Source organism: Mycoplasma wenyonii str. Massachusetts (assembly GCF_000277795.1).
GTDB classification, from domain to species: Bacteria; Bacillota_I; Bacilli_A; order Mycoplasmatales; family Mycoplasmoidaceae; genus Eperythrozoon_A; species Eperythrozoon_A wenyonii.
The window spans coordinates 281,568-305,734 of the sequence record NC_018149.1; the positions used below are offsets into that span (position 1 = coordinate 281,568).

Here is a 24,167-nt window from a genome sequence, read left to right on the forward strand (position 1 = left end):
TGTGGGACTTGAACAAGAAAAAATAATAGCTTTTGAGTTAGATTTCTTTCAACTCAAACAAGACTACTCAGAACAAGAGTTAACTAAACTCTTTAGCTTATTCAAAGAATTAAGTATTTACAATAACTTATTTTTGTTTACTCACAACTCTTTAGAGCTAGCTAGTAGTTGTATAAGAGAACAGAAATTAAATCTAGGTTATTTAATTTCCAACTCTGGCTCTTGTGTATACAACCTAACTACAACTAAGAGAGAGAAGGAACACTTTCTTGAAAGAAGAGCATTAGAGCTTATATCTAGATTTGGTTTCTTTAATAATCAAATATTTGTTATTCACTGTTCTAATAACTCTTTTATTTTCGGATTAGATTACTTAGCCCCAAAGAGAAAAAAGAGATACTCCAATCTAACTCAGTTAAATAGCCTACCAGAGATTAAAGAGGTTTTAGAAGGTAATTCTGTTTACAGTCTAGAAGTATGGTTTGAAGAGAGTAACTCTAGCTTAAGAAGTGCAAAGATACAGGATTTCTTGAATAAGTTATTGGAATTTCAATTAGAGCTCAATTACTTAGTTATTGATCCAACCATATATTTATTCCCGAAAAATAACTCTAACTATCAAGTACTAAGAGAGATTTTGGAGTGTTCGGAAAAAGAGATAAAGAGTAACTTGATTTATTCTTCACTTGCAACTCCTAATTTTGAGTTAGCTAAGCATTCTCACTTTTGATTCTCTTTTTCTGAGTTCTCTGAATTAATCTCTAGAGAGCTACCAGAGAGTCAGGTAGTCTTTTTTGACAAGAATAGCAAGACTTGAGTTGAGTGGTGAGAGGAACACAACTATCTTTGAAAAGAGAATCTTTTTAAGCTAGACTGAATCTCTAGAAAGATAAAAAAGACAGAGATAGTAAGAGAAGAAGGAAAAGACTATTGCTTCGAGTTAGATCTTTCTAATGGCTTATTACAATCAAGAGCAATTAATGCAAAGTTAAATACTTGGGGAAAGATTCAGAAGAAGATATTTGGGGAGTCAAAAGAGAGTCTAGTAACTTTGTTTTTATGACCAGAGCAATTAAATAGCTTATTAGCCCCTAAAGTTCTTAAAATCAATCTCAATTAGTCTGCAATAGACTTAAATTAATCGGGAGGGGCGTTTCTGTAACCTTGGTAGTTCAACCTAAGAAAGATACAAGAGTTTTTAGACTAGTTGCCTCAAAAATCATCGACTGTGAGATAAAACATTTAGATTATCGAATAGATTATGAAAATGCAAGTGCACAATTTTTTGTAGATCCCAAAAAAGTTAAGACCAAAGAGTTTCTACCAGCCTTAAGAGGTTGTTTGGAGTCTGCTTATTCTTGGGATATTGACTATCTTTCTTTTGTAGAGGCCACGAAGACAGGACTAAAGTCTTTTGAGCTTGAACTTTGTCTAAGAGGATTAATTGATTCAATTCTTAGAACTCCTAAGAAATATCTGCATGCAAAAAAACAAAAACCAAAAAAAACTTGCAGACAGATTCAATTAATTGGCTTAAAGAGTGCATCAAAAGAAATCACTAATATCTTGAGTTGTGAGAATCAGATCAAAGATTGAAGTGAACTACCACCTAATATCCTTGATGCGGAAAAGTTTGTTGCTGAGATTATCTCTTGCTCAAGAGAGCTAAATATAGACTATGAAGTACTTAATTGAGATGAACTTAATCTAAAAGGTTTCAATTTAACCTGTGCAGTAGGACAAAACAAGAGAAACTCTTATTTAGTCACTCTCAGAGAAAGTAAGGAGAGGAGAGAAAAAAAGAAAGACAGAAAGAGAATAGTAATTATTGGTAAAGGCATTTGTTTTGATACTGGTGGATTAAGTATTAAGACTGGTGGAAATATGGTTGGAATGAAATTTGATATGACTGGGGCAGGATTGGTTGCAGCCATTTTCTTCGCTTTAGCTAAAAATAAGTTCTCAGATAAGCACGAAGTAATAGCTGTATTGCCTATCTCAGAAAATCTAATAGGTTCTGACTCTATTAAGGTAGACAGCGTTATTCAATCTTATGGAGGTAAGTTCATTGAGATCTCTAATACTGATGCGGAAGGTAGGTTGTTGTTGGCAGAGGCAATCTCTTATGCTGCAAAAGATCTAGAAGCTTCTGAAATTATTACTGTTGCAACTCTTACAGGGGCTGTAGGATATGCACTAGGAAAGAAATATGCAGGAGCATGATCTAGTTCAGAAGAGAACTGAAAAAGATTTAATTTTCTTGCTGACTATACAGGTGAACATGTTTGAAGACTCCCATTAGATAAGTACTACCTAGAAAAACTAAAGAGTAGCATTGCAGAACTAAAGAACTCTGCAACAACAGGAGTTGGAGGAGCCTCTCGAGCAGCAACATTCCTTGCTGAATTTAGAGATAACAAAGACTTTATTCACCTAGACATAGCTAATGTATCTAGCTCAAGCGGTAATAGCTGTGTGGCTTTAGCCCCTCTTTTTAAAACTATTTATTTCTATCTAAAAGGAGAAAGAAGTTCAGTAAAGTAGCGCAGTCAACTCAAGTAGGCTCTCTTCTAGAGGCCTATAAGAGCCTATAGTGCTTGACTGTTATGTTCGGGATGGGAATAAGTATTTCCACCATAGTATCCTGACTGCGCAAGGAACAATTTTAGGAATAACAAAACCTAATCAAAAGTAAATCCTTTAAACAAAAGATTCTAACTAAATCTTTCACATAATTAGTACTACTTAGCTGAATACATTACTGTACTTACACTTGTAGCCTATCAAGGTAGTAGTCTTCTACCATGTTTATGCCCGCACTTTCAGCGCGGACGGGAAAGTTTTTTGAGGCTAGTTTCACACTTAGATGCTTTCAGCGTTTATCTAATCCACACTTATCTATTCAGCAATGCCACTGGCGTGACAACTGATACAACAGCGGTGTGTTCATTCCGGTCCTCTCGTACTAGGAATGAATCCCCTCAACTTTCCTACAGCCACTACAGATAGGGACCAACCTGTCTCACGACGGTTTGAACCCAACTCACGTATCTTTTTAATCGGCGAACAGCCGAACCCTTGGGAGCTGCTTCACCCCCAGGATAAGATGAGTCGACATCGAGGTAGCAAACAATCTCGTCGATATGAACTCTTGGAGATTATTACCCTGTTATCCCTAGAGTAGCTTTTATCCGTTGAGCGATGGCCCTTCCATTCAGAACCACCGGATCACTATAGCCTAATTTCTTACTTGGTCGACTTGTCTGTCTCACAATCAAGCACACATATAGTATTACCCTTACTGTACGATTTCCATGCGTACTAAGTGTACCTTTGCGCGCCTCCGTTACTTTTTAGGAGGCAACCGCCCCAGTCAAACTGCCCACCTAACACTGTCCATACTCCGGATACACGGAGATATGTAAGTAAAAACTTATTGAAATTGTGGTATTCCACTGTTGGCTCCAACAGCGCTAGCGCGCCATCTTCCCAGCCTCCCACATATTCTCTAATAACAACAAATCTTCACAATATCAAGTTACAGTAAAGCTTCATAGGGTCTTTCCGTCCCATAGCGGCAAGAGAGTGTCTTCACTCTCACCAGGATTTCACCGAGCCTACAGTCGAGACAGTTAAGAGCTGGTTACACCATTCAAGCGGGACAGAATTTACCTGACAAGGAATTTCGCTACCTTAGGACCGTTATAGTTACGGCCGCCGTTCACCAGGGCTTAAGTTAAAAGCTTCAGCTAGCAAGCTAGCCTGACCTCCTTCTTTGACCTTCTGGCACCGGGCAGGTGTCGCCACATATACTTCATGTTTGAATTTTGCATATAGCTGTGTTTTTGTTAAACAGTCCGCCCTCATTCTTTACTGTGACCCTCATTCCATGAGGGCACTCTTTCTCCCGAAGTTACAGAGTTATTTTGCAGAGTTCCTTAACTGTAGTTAGCTCGCTAGCCTTAGGATATTCTCCTTGATCACGTGTGTTCGTTATCGGTACGAGTACCTTGTATATATTCCTAGAGTCTTTTCTGGAGAACGTGATTAAGTCTGGCTCTCTCAGCCATCGCTGACTGAGATCGTATTCGATTCTCACTCTTGTGTTGAGTTGATTTTCATGCCCAACAAGCTCGAAATCTTAAAAGGAAATCCAATAATCCTCCCAGTTTAACCTATTCTGTCAACCCATCGAATATACAAGGTAGTATGGGAATATTAACCCATTGTCCATCAGCTACGCCTTTCGGCCTCACCTTAGGATCGACTAACCTGAGGAGGACGAACCTAGCCCCAGAAACCTTGATCAATCGGCTAAAAAGATTCTCACTTTCATTCGTTACTCACGCCGGAATTCTTACTTGTATAGAGTCCACCCGTGCTCACGCTCAGGCTTCAATCCCTATACAACATTTGTCTACCATTAATGAACTTCTAGTTCAAAAATCCAAAAATTCGGTATTAAGCTTAGACCCGTTGTACTTGCGGCGCCAAAAAACTAGACTAGTGAGCTGTTACGCACTCTTTAAATGATGGCTGCTTCTAAGCCAACATCCTAGTTGTTTATGAATTTTGACTTCCTTTTCCACTTAGCTTAATTTAGGGACCTTATTTGTTGGTCTGGGCTCTTTCCCTCACGACTATAAAGCTTATCCCAAATAGTCTCACTGCCAAGGTAAGACAGCTGGAATTCAGAGTTTGATTCTATTTGGTACAGCGCGAACCGCCCTTATAGATTCAGTGCTTTACCTCCAACTGCAAATTTACTTGACGCTAGTCCTAAAACTATATCGACAAAAACCAGCTATCAGGGAACTCGATTGGAATTTCACCTCTAGCCACAAGTCATCCGCTATCATTTCAACGACAGTCGGTTCAGTCCTTCATCTGATGTTATTCAAATTTCAACCTGCTCATGGCTAGCTCGTCCCCTTTCGGGTCTATTGCAACCTACTAAAACGCCCTATTAAGACTCGCTTTCGCTCCAGCTCCACTGTTCCACAGTTTAACTTTGCAACTTGCAATAACTCTCCGGCTCATACTTCAAAACGCACGCCATTACGCTTTAATCGCGCTCTGACACTTTGTAGGCTAGTAATTTCATGTTCTATTTCACTCCCATATCTGGGTTCTTTTCACCTTTCCTTCACAGTACTTGTTCACTATCGGTAAATGATTAGTATTTAGGCTTACCCGATGGTCCGGGCAGATTCAAACAGGGTTCACATGTCCCGCCCTACTCAGGATACCTTTGGTTCTCCTTGCATTTCGCATACGGGGCTTTCACCCTTTATAGCACTACATTCCAATAAATTTCTGCTATGCGCGGAGATACCGTATAAGGTCCTACAACCCCAGCTCAATTCTATTGTGCTGGTTTAGCCTCTTCCCCTTCCGCTCACCACTACTGAGGGAATCACTTCGTTTTCTTTTCCTTTGGCTACTGAGATGTTTCACTTCGCCAAGTTCGCCTTATTACCCTATGGATTCAGGTAATAATAGTAGAAAGATTAGTTTCTACTGTATTTCTACATTCGGAGATTACCGGATCAAGGTCTCTTATCGACTACCCGATACTTATCGCAGATTAGCACGTCCTTCATCGCCTATCATTTCCAAGGAATCCGTTACTAGCCCTTAGTAATTTAACTAAGAATCTTTTGTTTACTTACTTCTGTTTTCTTACTCGGTCTTGTTATTTCCTAGAAATTGTCAAATATCTAGCACATCTTAAATAGTTGTATTAGTTAAGATCAGTGCACATAACTAGTCTCAGCAAGGAGAGAAAAATCTCTAATTGCTAGAAACACTCAGATAGAAATTTTAAATACTTGTTAAATTTTTTAGTTATTTTTGTTTAGGACTTTTAACACAGACTTAAACTCTCCCAACTAATTCTTAATAAAAATTCATACTTTTTGTCATTTTTTGTCAATAAATGTATAAGACATAAGTTTGAGTTATGGCCTTGAAGAAAAGAAGTGGTCAGGAAGGTTTTCTTGTAACTGACATTTCTCCTTTATTTTCGGAAGAGGGAGAGAAAGCAATTAATGAATGTTTTAGGGAAGAAATGGCAAAAGCAGATAGAGTGGAAATATCTGTAGCTTTTTGTGCAGGTGATTCCCTTCAAGAAGTGGATGACTCGGTGAAGAAAGAGAAAATTCAAAACATTTGTTTAATTCTTGGAATGTACTACTTTATTGGGTTGAATCCGAAATTGCATACAGTGGTTGTGAAAATGAATGACGAGTGAAAGAAGAAGGGAATAGGGGAAAAAAGGTTAGTAAATTATTTTCCACACCATGGAAAGCTTTATTGCTTTTATAAGAATGATCGGCTCTTTTCGGCAATAATAGGTTCTCCTAATTTAAGTTTTTTGAAAAAACCAAGACAATATGAGATAGCACAACTAGTTCATGAGCATTCTTGACTTATGAATTATCAAAAACATATAAAGAAATTGAAATCATATAGATTCTCAAAAAATGTAGCTGATTTAGAACAATATAAATCTATTGATACTAAGGAAATCATTGTCAATGGAAAGGCAAAGGAGATAACTAAAATCACTTACACTAAAAAATTACTAGCTCGATGATAAATCTTGAAGAATTAGAAAGATTAGAAAAATCTGAAATTCTTCGAACTATTGTTTTTCCTTTAATTGTCCCAACAGAGGAAGAAATTCTTGACAAAAAATTAGATCTATCCTTTTCGCCCTTAAATGCTTGCTATAGTAAGCCTGCAATTAATGAAAAAAATGGTAAACAGCAAAGTTGATGGGAAGTTAGATTAACCATAGAAGGTGAAAACAATCTTCCTGCCAGAAAAGATTGGTTTTATTTAGTGACATGCTGTGGACGCATGTACAAAGCTTGCTTTTCGGGTAGAGGTAAGCAAGTTAAGTGGCTAAATACTTTTGAAGATGCAGATGCAATAGGTGATTGAATCAAAACCATATTAGTTGAATGAGAATTGATTGAGGGGTTTTGAACCCCTAACGAGGATGAAGATGGAACCGGAATAATTACTAAAGAAGTATTAGAACGTTATGGTGGAGATCAAATATACCTCAAGAAAACTATTCAAACTAAAAAAGATGAAAACGGAATTGAAAGAGATGTTTGGTTAATTATCTTTCCTTGTGGCTTTGAACTTGAACATGGATATTATTAGTAAGTTATCTTTCTAAAGAAACAAATTCTCTTTATTTCTCTAAGTTTGATAAAGTAAAAGATTTAATTAAAGGTATTACTGATAGAAAAATAAAGTTTAATAAGTTAATACTAACTGTGAAATTAAATTATTAATTTTCTATGTTAGTTCAAGCTTCCTTGCAACCTATTCCTTTAGATACTCAGAGTTTCTCTTTACCTGTCACTGAGACTTACAATTCAGAGGCATATGCTGGACCTCCAATTACTTTAAGAGCTAGTCACAATGACTTAAAGAAGTATTACTTAAAGCTAAAGAGAAATTTAACTTTCTCTATAATATTTGCCCAACTATTTCTTATGGGATTTGCATGGTTCACTTTCAACACTATTTATGGGATATGAAAGGATCAGAATGGTGGTTCTTGAATAGTAGATATGAAATTTCCTGCAACCATTAAAGGTGGAAGTTTATGAGCTCAAATTCCTACCACAACTGGTCTAGGTGCACTCCTTTGAGGTTGTGTAACCAATGTAGGTAGATTAGTAAAGAAGAGAAAACAAGTCAAGTGGGAGTGTGAACTTTGTCAATCTGGGAGACATCCTTCCACTTTAACTCCGGGACTTTGTCAAAGTATTTTCTCTCTATTCGGCTGAAGAATTAATTGTTACTGAACGGGCTTTACTATCTCTGGACTTGCAGTGATTGCAGCGGTTTATACATATTTAGTTAAAGGATTTGGGGGTACAGGATCAGAAGGTTGAAAAGTAGTATGAGAGAACCTTTATAAGAAATTGTTTGAATGAAATGATGGTAAAGAAGACAAAGCACTTAGGGTAACCCTTGGTGTATTTGTATTTGGACTAGTAATTATCTTTGTTTCTAACTTCTTAAGTAGACAACTAATTAAGAGATCTTTGAGTGTATTTAAGACTGATGAGTCAAATATGCACCCAGAACTGAAAGAAAAGGTATTCAGGTTGAATAAGAGAAATAAGATCATCAGCACTATTATCCTATGTGTTCTGGGATTAGGAATATTCATTATCTTTAAGAGATTGATAATTGCAGTTTTCAATAGAAGCTTCAATGTTTCTAGATGGTAGGGAATAAACAGAGTTAATTAGGGGGGGCTAAAAAAATTTCAAAATAAAGTAACTGAATTTATATCTATCTAGAAAAGAAACTTAAAACCCTTCTATCTCCGTTCCTTAACTGAGTGTTATTTAACTAATAAAGAATTTCAAGTAGTATTAACACTCAACTTAAAAGGTAACTTTATTCCATCATCTGTAACAAATTCTCCATTCTTTATTTGTGTTTTTGAGGGGTCTCAAATGTAGTAATTTCTGTTAGAGGATAAAGGAATATCTATCACTTTTTCTCCTACACTCTGCCCCTTAAGAGCTCTAATATCTTTCTGTTTATTGTTGCCTGTCAATTCTTCTCTCTTTTTAACTCCCTTCACCAAGATAGTTCCTCATCTTTCTTGTTCTTTCGTCCATTCCCCTCCCATTCCATTTTTGCTGAAGATTAGATCGTGAACAACGAAGAATCCTTTAACATTTTTAGATTTTTCTATGTCAGTTCAAACTTTTCTAACCACCTCCCCAGCGCCCTCTTTGCCAGATAAATATAGATAACCAGTTCTAGATCATTTATTTTCATTACCATTTGTCGCTTCTTTTTTTTGCCCTCAAACCACACCTAGACTTTTGCCTTTCGGAGTCAGTTGCATAATTGAAGCACTTGAATTACTATCTTCTTTGACTAACCTTTTCTTTATAAAAGAAGGGGGATTTTCTTCGCCGTATGACTTGAAAAAGACTTTGTCGCAAGAACCATCAAGAATTGCACCGGCTTCTTCTTTTTTGCTACATTTTGTATTGATACCATTGTGCCCAAACTGAACTAAACTTACCAACCCAGTAACCTCTATTTCTCGAGAATCCTTATTACTTCCTACAAGAAGAAACTTTTTCGGAGTTAATCCCTTTTGTTCTTTGTTGGCTGAATCTCCAATAATTGTCCTACTGCCTACTTTTTCTACTAAAAATAGTTGACCTTCCGGATCTTCTTGTTTTTTGTCCTCTAAACCTCTCTTTACTTTACTTGAAGATTTGTCTTCTTTAAAAAAATCTGTTCCTTTAACTCTTGCAATATAACCAAAAGAGTATTCAGTATTTTTTTCAAAGCCCCCCCCAGCCATCTAGAGTTAAAGAGAGGTGTAACCAATCCACTTTCTCAATTAACACCTGAAACAGTTGAATTGAATTGCCACTCTCTTTCTGCATCCCCCTTCAACCCAAAGAATGAAAAAACACCTCCTAGACTTCCAGTAATGGTTAATCCTTTACCGAGAGTGATTGGCCCCTTGAGCAAACTAATCACAAGTATTTGATATTAAATTCTGAAAATTTTAAGTAGGTAACTGTAAACGTATTTTTTAAATGGGATCGGAAAAGATTGCTGGTGTTTTAGGAGATTTTGTTACTTTAGTTTCCAGAAAGAATAAGAATTTAGAAGTTACTAAATTGGTGGGGGTCAGCGCAGATAGAGCAGTCATTCCTTCTCCGTTGCAGGGTAGAAACACCAATTTAAAAATTTGTCAAATTATTGAAGTTGGTGATTTTGTAGTTCGTTTGATGGATATTGAAAAAACAAAAAAATTAGCTATTTTTTTGTATGAGGGAAAAGAAAGAGTTGCTGTATCTTCGCAATATCACGTCTTTCGAGTCACCAGCTCTCTGTTGAATAATCACTATTTAATGCTTATTTTTAAAAAGACTGTCACAGATTTAAAGCTTTTATATCGCTGTTTCGGAGGCATCAGAGGTGAGTTGGCCTGAAAGGATTTTGTCAAATTTTCTTTTTTATTTCCAGACATAAAGGTTCAGGAGAGAATAGTTGATAGATATCAAACAGTAACTAAATATATAGAAGTTAAGAAAAGAATTAATGAATTACTTGAAAGAAAGATGAAAGCTTACTTCCATATATTGTTTGATGATTTAAAGGATTGTGAGATTAAGAGTTTTGGTGAGCTGTTCACAATCATTCGAGGGGGAAGACCTCCTAGATCAAACAGGTGATTGGAGGAGCTTTATTTTTGTAAAGAGGGAGGAATTCCTTGATTAAAAGTTGGAGATATCTCTCAAGAATATAAATTTGTTAATTCATCCGAAGAACAATTAACTGAAGAAGGATTTAAGAAGGGGCGATGTACTTTGATCGGGGGGGGCACATCATTTTCATACATCACGCACACGAACAACAAATTAAAAACATCACCATTAATTCAGCAAAATTGTGTTTCACCGGAGAAATCATGGGACTTAAGCCAAAAGAAAATGTTGGACTTCCTTTTCTTTTTTATTCTCTGAAACAAAATGTTGAAGTTTTATTGAGAAAATGTACAGCCTCTACAAAAACTGAAACCATTAGAAGAAGTGCATTACTTGAATATCCTATTCAGTTTCCTACGCAAACCCTTATAGATAAATTCAATAATTTCTGTGAGCCTATTTTTGAGTTACAAAAAAGTAATGAACAGATTATTCAGAAACTTATGAGATTACAAAAATGTTGAGTGGAAAGTTTAGATTAACTATTTTTAGCTGTTACATGGGGTTTTTATTGTGGTTTCTAAGTAATAAAAAATTAAAAATTCATTATTTTTGTCATTTTTAGTTAATAGACATATAAAGAATTATTTGTTCGGGGGGGGGAGTTATTCTCTGTGGAAGAAAATACTTTTCTAGTTACTTATATTGACAGTGAGTTTGCGGAAGAAGGGGAAAGAGCGATTGATGAATGTTTTAGAGAGGAAATGGCAAAAATAGATAGAGTTGAGATGTTTGTGGCATATTGTGGCTACAACTCTCTACAAGAAATAGACAGATTAGTAAAGAAAGGAAATATTAAATAAATTTGTTTAATTCTTGGAATGTATTACTTTATTGGTCTTCAAGCGACGTTTTATAAATTGGTTATGCAAATTCACACAAAGTGACAAAAGAAAAGAGTAGGAGAAATAAGACTAGTGGATTTTTTTAAATATCACGACAAACTTTATTGTTTTTATAAAGATGGGGGAATCTTTGCGACAATAATTGGATCTCCTAACTTAAGCTTCTTAACCAAAAATAATAAAAAGCAAAAGCCTAGACAACATGAATCAGGGGAGCTAATTAACAAGCCCTCTTCTTTGAAACGCCATCAAAGACATGTGGAAAAGTTGAGATCAGATAGATTCTCAAAGAATATGACTTTTCTAGAAGGGTATAAAAATGTTGTTGTTATAGAAGAGGTAGATAAAGAAAAGAGAATAGTCAAAAAAACTAAAATTACTTACACCAAAAATTACTAAAACCATGATAAATCTTGAAGAATTAAAGCAATCTGAAGTTTTAAGAACTATTACTATTCCTCTGATTGTGCTGACAGAGCAAGAAATTACTGACAATGAAGATTTAGATTTATCTTTCTCCCCTCTGAACGCTTGTTATAGCAAGCCAATTATCGATGAAAAGACTGGAAAGAAGCAAAGTTGGTTTGAAGTTAGATTAACTATCGAAGGAGAAGTAGATTTGCTCTCTAGGAAAAATTGATTCTATTTAATGACAGACAATGGATGATTAGGTAAAGCTTGTTTTTCTGGTAGAGGGAAGCAAGTTAAGTGGTTGAATACTTTTCAAAATATAGGAATGATTGGTGGCTGAATCAAAACTAAATTGGTTGACTTGGACTTAGTTGAAGAGTATTGATATCCGTATGAAGATAAAGAGAAATATGGAATAGTCACTAAAGAAGTCTTAGAAGATTATGGCGGAGAAACAATATACCTTAAGAAAACTACTAAGACACATAAAGATGAAAAGGGAATTGACAGAGATGTTTGATTGATATCTTTCCCCTTTTCGCTTGATTACAAATAATCAAAACTTTAGGGATCGATAATTAATTTCTGTTCTTTTTAAAGAAAGGTAATTATTTACTTACTTGATTATTGAATAAAAGGTAGAAAGGACCACATTCCTTATCTTTTTTCACCACTTTAACAACTGTTAGAGCTTTTTGACCTATTGTTTTAACTTCGTCTCCTCAATCACCAATGACAGTCTCCTCAGTAAATGAATATCCTTTGAAGGTAGTTCTATAATTAGCCTCCCCCACAAGACCTCCTTCTACATCGTCTGCATTTAGTGTTTCCGTTGTAATAGAAATATTCGCACCACTTGTAAATTCATCAACTAGCATATTGCTCGGAAAGAAACCTGTTCAATTATTTAGTTTTTCACCGGTCTTGTTACAGGAAATCGCAATGTAACTGTTTTCTTGTTTTGATAAGCCAGTAAGAATATCTTTTACTGATTCTTCATCTACTATTACACAATTACCTTCTCGCGGAGAGGAGACAGGTGAAGCTAATGAACTACTTTCTTGAGAAGATGTTGTAACTGTACTGTTACTTCCCTCAATTGTTAAATATCCAGTTTGTCAAAGAGTTAAAGGGGTAGCTACAGCACCACCAACGCCAACAACCCCAAGAGAAGAAATCAGAATCTTCAATCCTGCCGTCAAAATATTAAAAAGCTACTTAAAAACTATTAATTTAATTACTTAAAAAACTAATTAAAAAATTGCAAAGTTGTAGTAGAAAGCCTTGTTGTTACTGCTGTCAACTAATTCACATCTAAGATCATCTCCACCTAGCATTTTGGTTTCAATTTGACACTTGTCAGAAAGATTTACATTATTAAAGTAAGTTCATCCACCTTTTTCTTCACCCTTTGCAACACTTATAGAGATTCTGCCACTACCATCTTTAAAGTTAAAAAACACTTGCCCATCATCACTATATTCAGCAGTAGTAATTTCTTTAAGAGAACCTCTTCCCATTTCTTTTACAGAATCTCTCGCGCCTAGGTAGTAAAAACTAGTCTTTTCATTTTTATCTTTCTTATTTTTCTTGCAAGCATATAATGCATGGAAGTCATCTCTTGAACCTGCAGGATTTTGAACTAATTGACAATTCTTATCATCTAATTCCTTAAATACTGCTGAGAAATTACTATTTTCTTGATACTTAGCTCGTTCTCTTCTTCCAGTTTCTACTAATGAACCAACCAGTCTATTAATAGTTCCACCAAGTGCTTGTGCAGATTCTCTTGCACTTTCTTGTAGATTTTTAGAGGAACCAGATTGTGACATTGCAACTGGAAGAACAACCCCTCCCCCAATAGTTGCAGCTCCTAATAAAGCTTTAACAATAAACAACATATCTAATATCTATAAATTAATAATCTAGATTTTATCTCTTTTTCAAAATCAAGAATTATTTGATTAGTAAGGAATTTCAATTAGTGTCGAACTTCAATTTAAAAGGTAACTTTATTCCATCATCTGTAACAAATTCTCCATTCTTTATTTGTGTTTTAGAAGGATCTCAAATGTAATAGTCTCTGCCGGAAGAAAGAGGAATATCTACTACTTTTAAACAACCGTTTTGTTGCGAACTAGTTTTTTTACAACTCGCAACCTTCGCTTCTGATCCGAGAATAGTTCCATTTGCCTCATACTTTCTTCTTCATTCTCTATTTAGACCTGTTTCACTGAAAACTAGATCGTGAACCACAAAGAATCCTTTTGCGGTTGTGGTATTGCCTAAAGAAGTTCATATACGTTGTTTTGTTGTTGATCCTGACCCTCGAGACTTATTCCCATATAAAAATCCCGTTCTGGATCATTTTGCAGTTCCGGAATCGCCATTAGAACTCTTTTTTTGCAAACGAGATCCCCAAACAATTCCTAATGTACCTTTTTCTTGAGATAGACCAATAATTGATACATCTCTTGTTCCATCTTTACTTTTCAATCCTGTCTTTATAAATGTGGGAGGAGTGTTTCCCTCTTCACCACTATATTCTTTGAAGAGTGCTTGGTCACAGTGACCATTTTGAATGGTCCTGCTTTCGTCATTTTTGATTGTGCATTTTACGTTTATTCCATTGTGCTTATGTTGAATTAAGCTAACTAAGCCTGTTACTTCAACTTCTTTAGTTTGTCTATTGCTTCCTATAAGCAAAAACTTTTTCGGAGTTAACCCCTTTTGTTCTTTGTTGTTAGTTGAATCTCCAATAATTGTCTTATTGCCTACTTTTTCTACTAAAAATAGTTGGCCTTCTGGATCTTCTTGTTTTTCGCCCTCTAAACCTCTCTTTACTCTACTTAAAGATTTATCTTCTTTGAAAAAATTTGTGTTTTTAACTCTTGCAATATAACCAAAAGAGTATTCAGTCTTTTTTTCAAAGCCCCCCCCAGCCACGAAGAATTAAATAGTGGAGTAACAAGACCAGCACTTCAATCTGTGTTTGTAACTTTCGAAGTTACTTCAAATATTCTTTCTGAATTTTTATTAAGTCCAAAGAATGAAAAAATACCTCCTAAGCTACCTGTAATTGTTAACCCCTTCCCAAGAATTGAATTTCTTAATAATCCAAACAAGGTTTAGAAAAGTTACAAATTCCAAGAATTTTAAATTGACTGAATTCGCGAAACAATAAATGAAAAAAGTGATAAATGATTGTTAAATTCTTTGCAATCCCTTAAAGTCAATTTGATATGTTATTTCCATTATTCAAAACATTAGTAACGGGAATCTTTCCTTTTGTCGCCACCGCGACTGTTTCCGCTTTAGTGATTCCTTATTCTCTGAAGCAACAAAACAACAAATTAACTAATCAAGAAGGTTCTAATGCTCCCGCAGAAGGTTCTAGAGTTGCTACCCCTTCAACACAGTTACAAAAAGATAATCAATTTGATAATTGTTTAGATCGAAATTTAAAAGTAAAAGTGCAGAATAGTCGCGGAGAAGAGAAGATTATTTTGTTAACTGAAAGAGGAAGTGCAGAGTATCCTAGCTCTGAATGAACTGTAAAAGAAGCAATCTATACTTCTGGTCAATGCAATAGAGCTGTTTAGATTTGTGACAAGAATAAATTAGATATCAAAGAATCTAAGTAATATATTCGATTTGCATTTACAAACAAAACAACAGTGCTGTTAGGACTAAAGTCTGCTTTAGCAATTGGAATAGTTACTTTAGTTGGAATAGTTTCTCCACACGCTTATTTCGCTTTTAGAGTTCGATGCTATCCAATGAGCTCAGATGTTCTGCTGAGAGAAAAGTTAAGTGTTGCAGAGCCAATATTGAAATGCGCTGATTGAGAAAGAGATTACTCAGTATTTTTAGCTATTAAGAATGGCTCTGATTCTAGAAATCAAAATGTTCCTTTTCTGAAGGTAGTGGATAACAAAACTAAAGAAACAAAATGAGAAGGATCGAACAATTCTGGTACAAACCATTGACAAGATTGAGCAATAGAAATATTTCAAGATAACAATGATCACAAAAAGGAAAAAACTTCGATAAGAGTTTTGAAGAGTGGAAATAAGTGACAAAAATGACATACAGTATCCGTTCTTTGTCAAACTACTCAATTACAACTAAAGAAGAGCAGAGAAGGTATTGCTGGATGTGCAGGACATTACTTATTGGGAACAAAAATGAAACTTAGTGTTAGTGGAGGCAACATATCACTATCTCAAAGTAGCAAGTTTGATTGAAAAGAAGAATTTAAGAAAAGTCCTGTGTTTTGCAATGCTTAACCAAAACCTGTAACAGAGAGAACTAAATTAAAAGAAAACAATTAAATTAAATAAATAGTTTTTTCAAAAAATAAACTATGCGGGGAGGGGCGGTAGCTAAGTTAGTTACATTTACCGGTTCTGCTGTATTAGTTGGTGGTCCAGTAGTAGGTACTCTTTATTTCTTACTCCCTTCTACTTCCGTATCTGGTGGCGGTAAGGCAAGTAATCCGAGATTTGTAATGGCAAAAACAAGTAACACTGGCTCAGAACTGAGCTTCGCTTATGATAGTTTCTTCAAGGGGGCGGGGCAAGTTGGTAAGCCTGTTACCTTTAAAGACGCAAATATTAGTTTTGATGGTTACAAGTTAAAGGAAGGAGATATATTATGTAGTCCAAAACAAGATGGAAAGTTCTATGTATTAAAGGAAGTATCAAATAGACAAGCTAGTCTTCCACAATACAAAATTCAAGGATATGAACACGCTGGAACAATTCCAAGTTGTAATTGACATCATTTTCCAGAACACATCAGAAAAGATGAAAGTAAAACCATTGCATTAAAAGGTCTTAACCACTATCAAGCTAGAAATTCATATTCAGCAGGAATAGATACCATCTACGTCTCTAGTTGTGTTTTTGAAGCAACAAAACAAGAAACTAACACAAATAAATGAGGTATTAATTGGGATAAATGTAAGCTGAAGGAGGGGGGCGGAAGACTTGTCCCTAAGTCTCAAATAGATGCAAGATACGAAATTAAATAATCTTTAATAACTGGAAGGGCCCTTAATTATTAGTAAAGTTAATCAACGGAAAAGTAGATTTAGTTAAAAAGTTTCATTATTCTTCTGCCAGCTTAGATCGAACACTTATACATATAGAGGTTTCTCCTTCTTTTCGAAAAGAACTGGGGTTAGAGCACGGATCTTGTTGTGTTTTTAATTGTTCCCTTTCTTTAAAGTTTTTGATTGCACGAGCAGGCATAAATAACAATTCTGCAAAAATTGATCCAAAATATGAAGAAAAATCTTTCAAGCCTGTATTTTTAGTTACATGATCAAAGAAACCTAATGAGTATTTTCAGGCTAAAGCAAGTTTTGATCTTGCCTGCCCATCTGCAATAATGCTCATTCAACCTGCAATTATTCAAGGAGAATTAGAAATCACTCCTTTAAAAAACTTATAATTTCAGAACTGTTTAAGGACTCCTCAGACCGAATTCCTTTTATCTTTGTCTTTCGCTCACGCGTAAGCATTTTTAACAAATGGAGTTATGTATCCACTTCATGCCTCTTTGCTTTGTTCGGTTACTCATTGGATAGGAGAGATTTTTCCTTCAGTTCCCGTAGGACCAGCTTGAGCGACCGTATCTCTAGCTCCAAATCTACTAAAGAGCTGTGAAAGTTGTTCAGAAAAACCACTACTTACTGAGGTATGAATTAATCCTGAAAAAGTAGATAATCCCAGTAAACCTATACAACCAAGTGCAATTCTGTTTTTAAGAAGAGGACTTTCTAGTATTTGCACTAACTAATATAAATAAAGTTTTTAATTTAAGTTTTTCTTTTTATTCCTTTTCTTTTAGTTCTCAGTTTGTTCTTTATATCAATTGCAAGAATGGGTTAGCCAAACTATCTCTCTAGGCTAGCGTGCGCCCCCCCCCGGTCAAAAAAATTCAAGAGAGAAGATCATGAAGTTGTGCTAGATTTTCCTTTATTTTCAATTGTTGACTTAACTTTTCAATACAAGAAGAATAATCATATTTTTTCTAATGTGTCCCCTTGAACGTCTAGATATTCCTTAACGGTATTAGTAGTTAATGTATAGATTCCATTTCCTGAACTAGATGAACTTCCAGAGCCTCCTCCGCCCCCACCACTTCCACCATTACTACCTCAACTCTTGCCATTAATTCTATTAACATAGTCAGATAATCTTTGAAACTTACCTGTAACTTTTGTCGGATTTTCTAGTCAGTTAAAAAGTAGAAAGTTAAATACATTTTGTTCCACTTCAAGCCCTTTTACTTTTTCTGTTCTCAATAGAAACTTCCCAGCCTTTAGAGTATTTTGTATTTTGTCCGATTTAAACAAATCTATAAAAGTTTTTCTGTTTTGTCCTCCCGCCAAAAAGAAAGAAAGCGTATTGTAAATCTTGGTGTGAAGATTTTGAAACAACATTGTGTAAATTTCCCGATTAACTAAAGAACCAAAGAAAGTCTTTAGACCAGTTCATCAGTTTGTATAAGTTTTGTGAATTCGCGTGAAAGCTACTGCAGTCGGTTTAATAGCTAAATCAAAAACACTTTTTCCTGTTTCAGCAACTCATTTTCAAGCCACCACAAGTCCATTTTCTCGATCTGAAACAGTAGAACCAGCAGATCCACTGCCCCCCCCCAGCAAAAACTCCTGAAATCTTTTGACTTAATGAATTAAATCAATTTCCCTTACTATCCCCTACAGCAACTCCAGCAACCGATGCTGAACCTAATAACAACACACAACCATAAGCTATTTTGGTTTTGTGAATTGAACCTCCAACCAAAGAAAACAATATTTATTAGTCGTTTATTTAGATTATTTAACTTGTCAGGTTACTTTCTAAAAAAGATTTTGACAAGAAAGACTCTAAGATTTACAACCATTAAAGCTTATTGAATGCTAGATCAAAAATAAAATCAATTAGTTTTGTTCATTAACCCTTTAAATCTATTAGAGACTACTGAAACAAAGAATTCAAATAAATAATTAGATTTAGCTAATGAGCTTGAAAGACTTTATTAGTGGTTTACTTCAAATTGGGGGGGGCAGTTCATTGATTTTGTTTGAAGATGATATGCATAAATATATTGGAAAAGGGATTGGTTCGGGAGTTGCAATACTTGCTGGTTTAGGTGCCGCTTTAGCTCAGGGGTATATCGGAGGAAAGGCTGTAGAGTCACTGGCTAGAAACCCAGAAGTAGAGGCCTTGATTTTCAAACAATTTATAGTAGGAGCTGCTGTTTGTGAATCAGTAGCAATTTATGGATTAATTGTGGCTATCTTAATAATGTTTGCTGTTAATGGAAAATAACTTAAATTTAAGGCTTTAAAAAAATCTAGGTAATCGGATTAATAATTCCTAAGCGCGGAAACTAAATCCATTAAGTCAAAGACTATAACAGTTAATAAACCTTAAATAATTACTAAAGGATTAAATCCTTCAGCTCACTTTAAGCCTGTGTTATGCCCCACTGCCTCGCTAATCACTTTATCTTCAATTTTTATTGAGCAACCTTTAATTCCCTTGTAATTTTTTGTATCGCAGTTATCCAAAGAAAAAGTAATTTGTGAGAGATGTGCGGATTTTTGTGTCCCAGTCAAATCACTAAATGTAAATATCTTTCTGTTGATATCACACCTTATAATGAGCCCCCAAGAGCTAGACTCTTCACCACCCCCTGCCTCTCCTAGTCAACTATTTCCAGAGCTTGCGCTGACTGTTAAAGAGAATCGGGAGTCTTTATTTTCATTTTCAATTGTTTGGTGTAAATCTTCAGAGTTTTTATATGTTATTGAAGTCTCAGGATTTGTACCAACGAATTTTTGATAATTCCCCTTGCCAATTAATTTAAGTTTGACGTTGTTTTTTGCTTGAGGGACATTTTCATCAAATGTCAAGTAAACATGCAAATCTGAGTAAATTCATCTGTTTCCTGCCCCCTTTTGGTCATCTTCTCTTCTTTGTGTGCAAGTAGTTAAATAGAACTCCCTTTTAGATCCCACTCTTCACACATATTCAGGATCTCAATCTTGACCAGAAAGAGAAGTACAGCCTATTACACTACCAACACCACCAACAGCAGTAATTAAAAGAAACTTAGCACCTAGCATGACAGTAACTTTTAACTATATTTTTTCACAAAGACAAATAATCTTTAAGGCTTTAATAATTCTTAAGAGTGAAACTAAATCTATTAAGTTAAAGACTGATAACAGTTAATAAACCTTAAATAATTACTAAAGGTTTAAAGTTATCTGCTCACTTTATCGGCTTTTTGCCTGATTCGCTAGTTTCTATTTTTATTGAATAAATTTCGCGACCCTTGTATTTTTCTTTTAATTCAGCATTTTCGCTCCCCTCATCCTTTGTTAATTTAAAAGTCACTTTATCTAATCTATAATGTTCATCCTGTCGCAATTCACTCAAATCAAAAAATTGTTTTTTACACTGTATGGTGTCTCCAAAAAATTGACTGTCCTCTCCTGCACTAGCTTCGCCTAGCACAATTCCTACTGATCATTTTCAAAATGCATACTCAGAGGAGTCATGGCCTGTTGAAGTGCCTAAACGCGCATCTTCCCCACTTAATGTGTTTTGCAAACTCTTATCACCATATCTTGCATAGTTGATAATTTCTCCTTTTTCAATTTTTTTACCACCATACCCTTCAGCCCATAATTCAAGTTTGGTATCTTGTTTTATACCATCATTTATCGACTCTTTAACAGTTAAATAAATTCGTAAATCTGATTTAACTCATTTATTTTGTTTGTCTGTCGGATTATTGAAACAGTTGGATAGGTAGAACTTATTATTAGTTCCTATTCTTCACAAGTGCGGAGGATCTCAATCTTGACCAGAAAGAGAAGTACAGCCTATTACACTACCGACACCACCAATAGTAGTAATTAAAAGAAACTTAGCACCTAGCATGACAGTAACTTTTAACTATATTTTTTCACAAAGACAAATAATCTTCTAATATTTTTGTCTCCCTAATTAATTGCCTGAAAACTTAAAATCTTTTCCCCCGCAATCCCGATCAATAAAGGACTTCAGAGTTAAAAAAAGAAACTCAGACAATTTAAATAAAATACTTAATTGAAATTAAGAGTCTAACCAGTTAGTCTTATGTCAAAAGTTAAGTTCAGTAGAGAAAAGGAACACATTAATGTAGGTACTATTGGTCACATTGACCATGGTAAGACTACATTAACTGCAGCTATCTGTACTTATTGTGCAAAGTTAGGACTTGGAGAAGCTAGAGACTATGCCTCTATTGACAGAGCTCCAGAGGAAAGAGAAAGAGGAATCACCATTAACACTACTCACGTAGAGTATGAAACAAAAACAAGACACTATGCTCACGTTGACTGTCCAGGTCACTCTGACTACATTAAGAACATGATTATTGGAGCTGCACAAGTAGATGGCGCTATTCTTGTTGTTTCTGCAACTGATGGACCCATGCCTCAAACAAGAGAACACATTCTTTTAGCAAAGCAAGTAGGTGTTCAAAAGATAGTTGTTTTCTTAAACAAATGTGATACCTTCACAGACCCAGAAATGTTAGATCTTGTTGAAATGGAAATCAAAGAACTATTAACTTCTTATGACTACGATGGAGACAATACTCCTGTTATTAGAGGATCAGCTCTTAAAGCTCTTGAAGGAGATGCTGAATTTGAAAAGGGAATTCAAGCTTTACTAGACCAACTAGATACTTATATTCCAGTTCCAACCAGAGATATTGATAAGCCATTCTTACTCTCAATAGAAGATGTTCTAACCATTACTGGTAGAGGAACTGTAGTTACTGGTAGATGTGAAAGAGGTAAGTTAAAGGTAGGTGAAGAAGTTGAGATAGTTGGATTTGGAGATACCTCTAAAGCAGTTGTAACTGGAATTGAAATGTTTAGAAAGCCACTAGAAGAAGTACTACCAGGAGACAATGCTGGTATTCTACTTAGAGGGGTGGAAAAGAATGAAGTAACTAGAGGTCAAGTTCTTGCAAAGCCTAAATCTATTACTCCCCACTCCAAGTTCAAAGCAGAAGTTTATGCCTTGAAGAAAGAAGAAGGGGGAAGACATACTGCTTTCGGACAAGGATACAAGCCTCAGTTCTATTTCAGAACCACTGATGTTACTGGAGAGATTTCACTACCAGAAGGAGTTGAAATGGTTCTTCCGGGAGACCACTCTCCAATTATTGTTTCTTTAATTAGTGCTGTAGCTGTTGAACAAGGATTTAAGTTCTCAATTAGAGAAGGAGGTAAGACTATAGGAGCTGGAACAGTAACTGAGATTATTGAATAGTTTTTAGTTTCTTTTTTAAGAAAAAAGAATCCTTAAACAAACTTTGGTAAGTTAAATATTGAAATAACTATTCCAACTGATTTATATAGAGAAACCGATACTTAAAATTTCAGTAAAAATTTAGGATTTTAGCCTTGTCTCTTATTTCTATTCTTGTTAAAGGTTTCTCTGGATTAGGAGTAGCTTCTACTGTACCACTATCATTTGCTTTTCATAACGAAACAATTAACTTTAAGTCTTGAGTTAGAAAAGCCCCCCCCGAAGTAGTTAAGCCAGTACAGCCATCAAATAATCAAATGGAAGAGATGGCAGAAATTGTTAAGCAAGAATTAGGGTTAGATTCTCATCAAGTAGAAGTAGGTTGCTTTGCAGTAAATGGAAAAAGAATGACCTTAACTAGACCAGCATTATATGTTTGTGCTGATCTCGCTTCATCTAATCCAGCGGCCTTCTGATTCCATTACAACTGAAGCAACAAACCAAAGACAGCAAAAAGAGTAAACCAAGTTACAAGCATGTCTTATAAAGGAAGTAGAAATGTAATAATTCAATTCAAGGATGGAAACAACGGAAAACTATCACTTCTTATTGAAATTCCCGATTGATTGAGTGGCTGAAAAAATCAATCATTTGTTCCAAAAATGAGTTGTAATTTCACAAAAGGCTCCAATGATTCTTACACCCTAACTTGCCCTCCAAGCGGACAAGAACCTTTCACCCAAAAAATAAATAAACATGATTTCCACAGACCAACAACTCTCTCCCTCTCTTAACCCCCTAGACTCAAATAATTAAAATATTTGGAGTCTAGATTAGCAATTAGATATGTATAAGTTGTTTAGTGTATTGATATGTCATTCTCAGTCAAGAAATTAGTTAGTCTCTTAACGGCTTTAGTATCCACTATTGCACCAGTTATTTCTACATTAATTAATAACTATTTCTCTAACTCTTCAGACTTAAAAGTATCTTTTTATTTGAATCCAATGGAATCAAACATTAACTCTAATCCAATGAGAAAAAAGAGAGAAACTAAAGATTACACAAAAGTATTACAAGCAAAGATAGAAAAAGAGTTGTTTGGAGAATCTAGGGGAAAAGTGAGACGGAAAAGAGAAGTAAAGGATTGGAGTCCTTACTCTTTAGATCTTCCTCCACCCACAAAACAAAAACAAGATGCTGAGTGTAAGTTAGTTACTACTTCAACCCAAAAGAAGATGTTTAAGTGTACTGGACCCAAAGAAGGACCGCTCTCCTCTATGATCTTTGATTTCACAACTAAATAGTTTTGTAAAGTACTCTTAAACTTTTACTAAAGCTTATGATGTTACCTATTAAGTATTTTTTCCCTATGATAATATCTGGCTTTGCTGGTGTTTTTGCAGCACAACAATTAAGTAAAAAACCACTTATTGCTTATTCAGCAGACAAGATAGAAATTGATGAGTCAGTCCAAGTAAATTATGTTGATTAGTTTTGTATTCTTGGAACTTAGATAAGCAATAGTTAGTTTTTCCTTAAATCTTTAATACACGGGATAGGAAGTTGCGCAAAATCTATAGGGAAGTAGTGTTCTACATCACTACACTTTACTGTCCCACTTTCTGTTTGAGTAAAACCTAACACTCCAGCATTTTTAATTAAATATCCAATCTCAATTCCATATTGCCTTTTCATCCATTTTTCCCAATTTACCACTTCATCACTAACTTCCCGCTTTTCAGCCCTCTTTTCTCCACCACCTTTCCTCCATTCCCCAACAATCCAAAAGCTAAATACAAAATTATTGATTTGTTTGCTGGGATAGAGGAAACTAGACTAGGCTTTCACTTAACAGGTCAATGTCAAACAGTATTTAGTAGTGAAATAGATAAATTTGCAAAATAGACTTATTTTGCAAACTTTGGAGAAGAGCCAAGTGGAGATATTCAAAACATTGACTCTTCTGTAATTCCTAATCACGATATCCTAGTAGCAGGATTCCCCTGTCAAGCATTTAGTCAAGCTGGTCAAAAACAAGGCTTTCAAGATCAAAGAGGTTCTATCTTCTTTGAGATAGTAAGAGCACTAAGAGATAAAAAGCCTAAGGCTTTTTTACTAGAGAATGTAAAGAATTTAAGAAATCACAATAAAGGTCAAACACTAAAGACCATTATTCAACACCTAGAAGACTTAAACTATCACACTTATGTCTTTCTCTTTAATTCCAAAGACTTTGGAGTCCCACAAAAGAGAGAAAGAAAAAGAATACTTTAGAAGGTAAAGGTTTGGCTTCTCTTTAT

At 35.1% G+C, this 24,167-nt stretch carries 26 protein-coding genes, 2 rRNA genes and 1 pseudogene; 18 read left to right on the forward strand and 11 right to left on the reverse strand.

Going from position 1 to position 24,167, the window contains the following annotated elements:
* Position 1 precedes the first annotated feature (1 nt).
* Positions 2 to 1,120: a hypothetical protein gene (locus tag WEN_RS01390; protein ID WP_014849779.1), complete on the forward strand. Its 1,119-nt coding sequence runs from the start codon at positions 2 to 4 to the stop codon at positions 1,118 to 1,120.
* Between the two features lie 44 nt (positions 1,121 to 1,164).
* A complete protein-coding gene (locus WEN_RS01395) occupies positions 1,165 to 2,544 on the forward strand; it encodes a M17 family metallopeptidase (protein ID WP_014849780.1) in 1,380 nt (459 codons plus the stop codon).
* Here WEN_RS01395 and rrf read toward each other — a convergent pair.
* Both rrf and WEN_RS01405 read right to left on the reverse strand, forming a co-directional pair.
* Positions 2,544 to 2,653: ribosomal RNA gene (rrf, locus tag WEN_RS01400) — 5S ribosomal RNA — on the reverse strand. The genes WEN_RS01395 and rrf overlap by 1 nt on opposite strands.
* A 61-nt stretch (positions 2,654 to 2,714) precedes the next feature.
* Positions 2,715 to 5,651: ribosomal RNA gene (locus tag WEN_RS01405) — 23S ribosomal RNA — on the reverse strand.
* 311 nt (positions 5,652 to 5,962) lie between these two features.
* Here WEN_RS01405 and WEN_RS01410 point away from each other — a divergent pair.
* The 3 genes from WEN_RS01410 (at position 5,963) to WEN_RS01420 (ending at position 8,261) form a co-directional block, all read left to right on the forward strand.
* Positions 5,963 to 6,601: a restriction endonuclease PLD domain-containing protein gene (locus WEN_RS01410; protein WP_052304248.1), complete on the forward strand. Its 639-nt coding sequence runs from the start codon at positions 5,963 to 5,965 to the stop codon at positions 6,599 to 6,601.
* Complete coding sequence (locus WEN_RS01415) at positions 6,595 to 7,176, forward strand: hypothetical protein (protein ID WP_043911293.1); 582 nt, start codon at positions 6,595 to 6,597, stop codon at positions 7,174 to 7,176. Before WEN_RS01410 ends, WEN_RS01415 begins: the two co-directional genes overlap by 7 nt.
* A 140-nt stretch (positions 7,177 to 7,316) precedes the next feature.
* Positions 7,317 to 8,261: a hypothetical protein gene (locus WEN_RS01420; protein WP_014849781.1), complete on the forward strand. Its 945-nt coding sequence runs from the start codon at positions 7,317 to 7,319 to the stop codon at positions 8,259 to 8,261.
* Positions 8,262 to 8,377: 116 nt separating this feature from the next.
* On the opposite strand, the gene WEN_RS01425 is transcribed toward WEN_RS01420, so the two are convergent.
* A complete protein-coding gene (locus WEN_RS01425) occupies positions 8,378 to 9,364 on the reverse strand; it encodes a hypothetical protein (RefSeq protein WP_014849782.1) in 987 nt (328 codons plus the stop codon).
* A gap of 241 nt (positions 9,365 to 9,605) precedes the next feature.
* Between WEN_RS01425 and WEN_RS01430 the strand changes: the two genes are divergently transcribed.
* The 4 genes from WEN_RS01430 (at position 9,606) to WEN_RS01445 (ending at position 12,092) form a co-directional block, all read left to right on the forward strand.
* Positions 9,606 to 10,652: a restriction endonuclease subunit S gene (locus tag WEN_RS01430; RefSeq protein ID WP_014849783.1), complete on the forward strand. Its 1,047-nt coding sequence runs from the start codon at positions 9,606 to 9,608 to the stop codon at positions 10,650 to 10,652.
* Positions 10,653 to 10,894: 242 nt separating this feature from the next.
* The gene (locus WEN_RS01435; protein ID WP_014849784.1) at positions 10,895 to 11,083 is read left to right on the forward strand and encodes a phospholipase D-like domain-containing protein; all 189 of its coding nucleotides are present in this window, start codon (positions 10,895 to 10,897) and stop codon (positions 11,081 to 11,083) included.
* Positions 11,084 to 11,092: 9 nt separating this feature from the next.
* Entirely contained in the window at positions 11,093 to 11,524 is a 432-nt protein-coding gene (locus tag WEN_RS01440; RefSeq protein ID WP_274506158.1) for a restriction endonuclease PLD domain-containing protein, read from the forward strand.
* Between the two features lie 4 nt (positions 11,525 to 11,528).
* On the forward strand, positions 11,529 to 12,092 hold the full coding sequence (locus tag WEN_RS01445) for a hypothetical protein (protein WP_043911297.1): 564 nt from the start codon (positions 11,529 to 11,531) through the stop codon (positions 12,090 to 12,092).
* Positions 12,093 to 12,144: 52 nt separating this feature from the next.
* Here WEN_RS01445 and WEN_RS01450 read toward each other — a convergent pair whose 3' ends face one another.
* Genes WEN_RS01450 through WEN_RS01460 form a run of 3 tightly spaced genes read right to left on the reverse strand, consistent with a single transcriptional unit; the run spans position 12,145 to position 14,482 of the window.
* Entirely contained in the window at positions 12,145 to 12,738 is a 594-nt protein-coding gene (locus WEN_RS01450) for a hypothetical protein (protein WP_014849785.1), read from the reverse strand.
* Positions 12,739 to 12,789: 51 nt separating this feature from the next.
* Positions 12,790 to 13,437, reverse strand: a complete 648-nt coding sequence (locus tag WEN_RS01455; RefSeq protein WP_014849786.1) for a hypothetical protein — start codon at positions 13,435 to 13,437, stop codon at positions 12,790 to 12,792.
* A 55-nt stretch (positions 13,438 to 13,492) separates the two neighbouring features.
* Positions 13,493 to 14,482, reverse strand: a complete 990-nt coding sequence (locus tag WEN_RS01460) for a hypothetical protein (RefSeq protein WP_014849787.1) — start codon at positions 14,480 to 14,482, stop codon at positions 13,493 to 13,495.
* A gap of 296 nt (positions 14,483 to 14,778) precedes the next feature.
* Between WEN_RS01460 and WEN_RS01465 the strand changes: the two genes are divergently transcribed.
* From WEN_RS01465 to WEN_RS01475, 3 genes are all read left to right on the forward strand, one after another.
* A complete protein-coding gene (locus tag WEN_RS01465) occupies positions 14,779 to 15,138 on the forward strand; it encodes a hypothetical protein (protein ID WP_014849788.1) in 360 nt (119 codons plus the stop codon).
* A gap of 75 nt (positions 15,139 to 15,213) precedes the next feature.
* Entirely contained in the window at positions 15,214 to 15,825 is a 612-nt protein-coding gene (locus tag WEN_RS01470; protein ID WP_014849789.1) for a hypothetical protein, read from the forward strand.
* 77 nt (positions 15,826 to 15,902) lie between these two features.
* Positions 15,903 to 16,571: a hypothetical protein gene (locus WEN_RS01475; RefSeq protein ID WP_014849790.1), complete on the forward strand. Its 669-nt coding sequence runs from the start codon at positions 15,903 to 15,905 to the stop codon at positions 16,569 to 16,571.
* 76 nt (positions 16,572 to 16,647) lie between these two features.
* Here WEN_RS01475 and WEN_RS01480 read toward each other — a convergent pair whose 3' ends face one another.
* The gene (locus WEN_RS01480) at positions 16,648 to 17,334 is read right to left on the reverse strand and encodes a hypothetical protein (protein WP_014849791.1); all 687 of its coding nucleotides are present in this window, start codon (positions 17,332 to 17,334) and stop codon (positions 16,648 to 16,650) included.
* Between the two features lie 104 nt (positions 17,335 to 17,438).
* On the reverse strand, positions 17,439 to 18,209 hold the full coding sequence (locus WEN_RS01485; RefSeq protein WP_014849792.1) for a hypothetical protein: 771 nt from the start codon (positions 18,207 to 18,209) through the stop codon (positions 17,439 to 17,441).
* A 358-nt stretch (positions 18,210 to 18,567) separates the two neighbouring features.
* Between WEN_RS01485 and atpE the strand changes: the two genes are divergently transcribed.
* The gene (atpE, locus tag WEN_RS01490; protein WP_014849793.1) at positions 18,568 to 18,879 is read left to right on the forward strand and encodes an ATP synthase F0 subunit C; all 312 of its coding nucleotides are present in this window, start codon (positions 18,568 to 18,570) and stop codon (positions 18,877 to 18,879) included.
* Between the two features lie 101 nt (positions 18,880 to 18,980).
* On the opposite strand, the gene WEN_RS01495 is transcribed toward atpE, so the two are convergent.
* Positions 18,981 to 19,679 (reverse strand): hypothetical protein, encoded by a 699-nt coding sequence (locus WEN_RS01495; protein WP_014849794.1) that lies wholly within the window; start codon positions 19,677 to 19,679, stop codon positions 18,981 to 18,983.
* Between the two features lie 115 nt (positions 19,680 to 19,794).
* On the reverse strand, positions 19,795 to 20,502 hold the full coding sequence (locus WEN_RS01500) for a hypothetical protein (RefSeq protein WP_014849795.1): 708 nt from the start codon (positions 20,500 to 20,502) through the stop codon (positions 19,795 to 19,797).
* Positions 20,503 to 20,700: 198 nt separating this feature from the next.
* On the opposite strand from WEN_RS01500, the gene tuf reads away from it, so the two are divergent.
* From tuf to WEN_RS03935, 4 genes are all read left to right on the forward strand, one after another.
* Positions 20,701 to 21,885, forward strand: coding sequence for an elongation factor Tu (gene tuf, locus WEN_RS01505; RefSeq protein WP_014849796.1), 1,185 nt, complete (start codon positions 20,701 to 20,703; stop codon positions 21,883 to 21,885).
* A gap of 134 nt (positions 21,886 to 22,019) precedes the next feature.
* Positions 22,020 to 22,658 carry a hypothetical protein gene (locus WEN_RS01510; RefSeq protein WP_014849797.1) on the forward strand — a complete coding sequence of 213 codons (639 nt, stop codon included), beginning with the start codon at positions 22,020 to 22,022 and terminating at the stop codon, positions 22,656 to 22,658.
* A gap of 78 nt (positions 22,659 to 22,736) precedes the next feature.
* Entirely contained in the window at positions 22,737 to 23,171 is a 435-nt protein-coding gene (locus WEN_RS01515) for a hypothetical protein (protein WP_014849798.1), read from the forward strand.
* Positions 23,172 to 23,236: 65 nt separating this feature from the next.
* Positions 23,237 to 23,359, forward strand: a complete 123-nt coding sequence (locus tag WEN_RS03935; protein WP_274506151.1) for a hypothetical protein — start codon at positions 23,237 to 23,239, stop codon at positions 23,357 to 23,359.
* Positions 23,360 to 23,391: 32 nt separating this feature from the next.
* On the opposite strand, the gene WEN_RS03745 is transcribed toward WEN_RS03935, so the two are convergent.
* The gene (locus tag WEN_RS03745; protein WP_158308820.1) at positions 23,392 to 23,562 is read right to left on the reverse strand and encodes a hypothetical protein; all 171 of its coding nucleotides are present in this window, start codon (positions 23,560 to 23,562) and stop codon (positions 23,392 to 23,394) included.
* Positions 23,563 to 23,676: 114 nt separating this feature from the next.
* On the opposite strand from WEN_RS03745, the pseudogene dcm reads away from it, so the two are divergent.
* Positions 23,677 to 24,141 (forward strand): annotated as a pseudogene (gene dcm, locus WEN_RS03850) (DNA (cytosine-5-)-methyltransferase).
* Positions 24,142 to 24,167 lie beyond the last annotated feature (26 nt).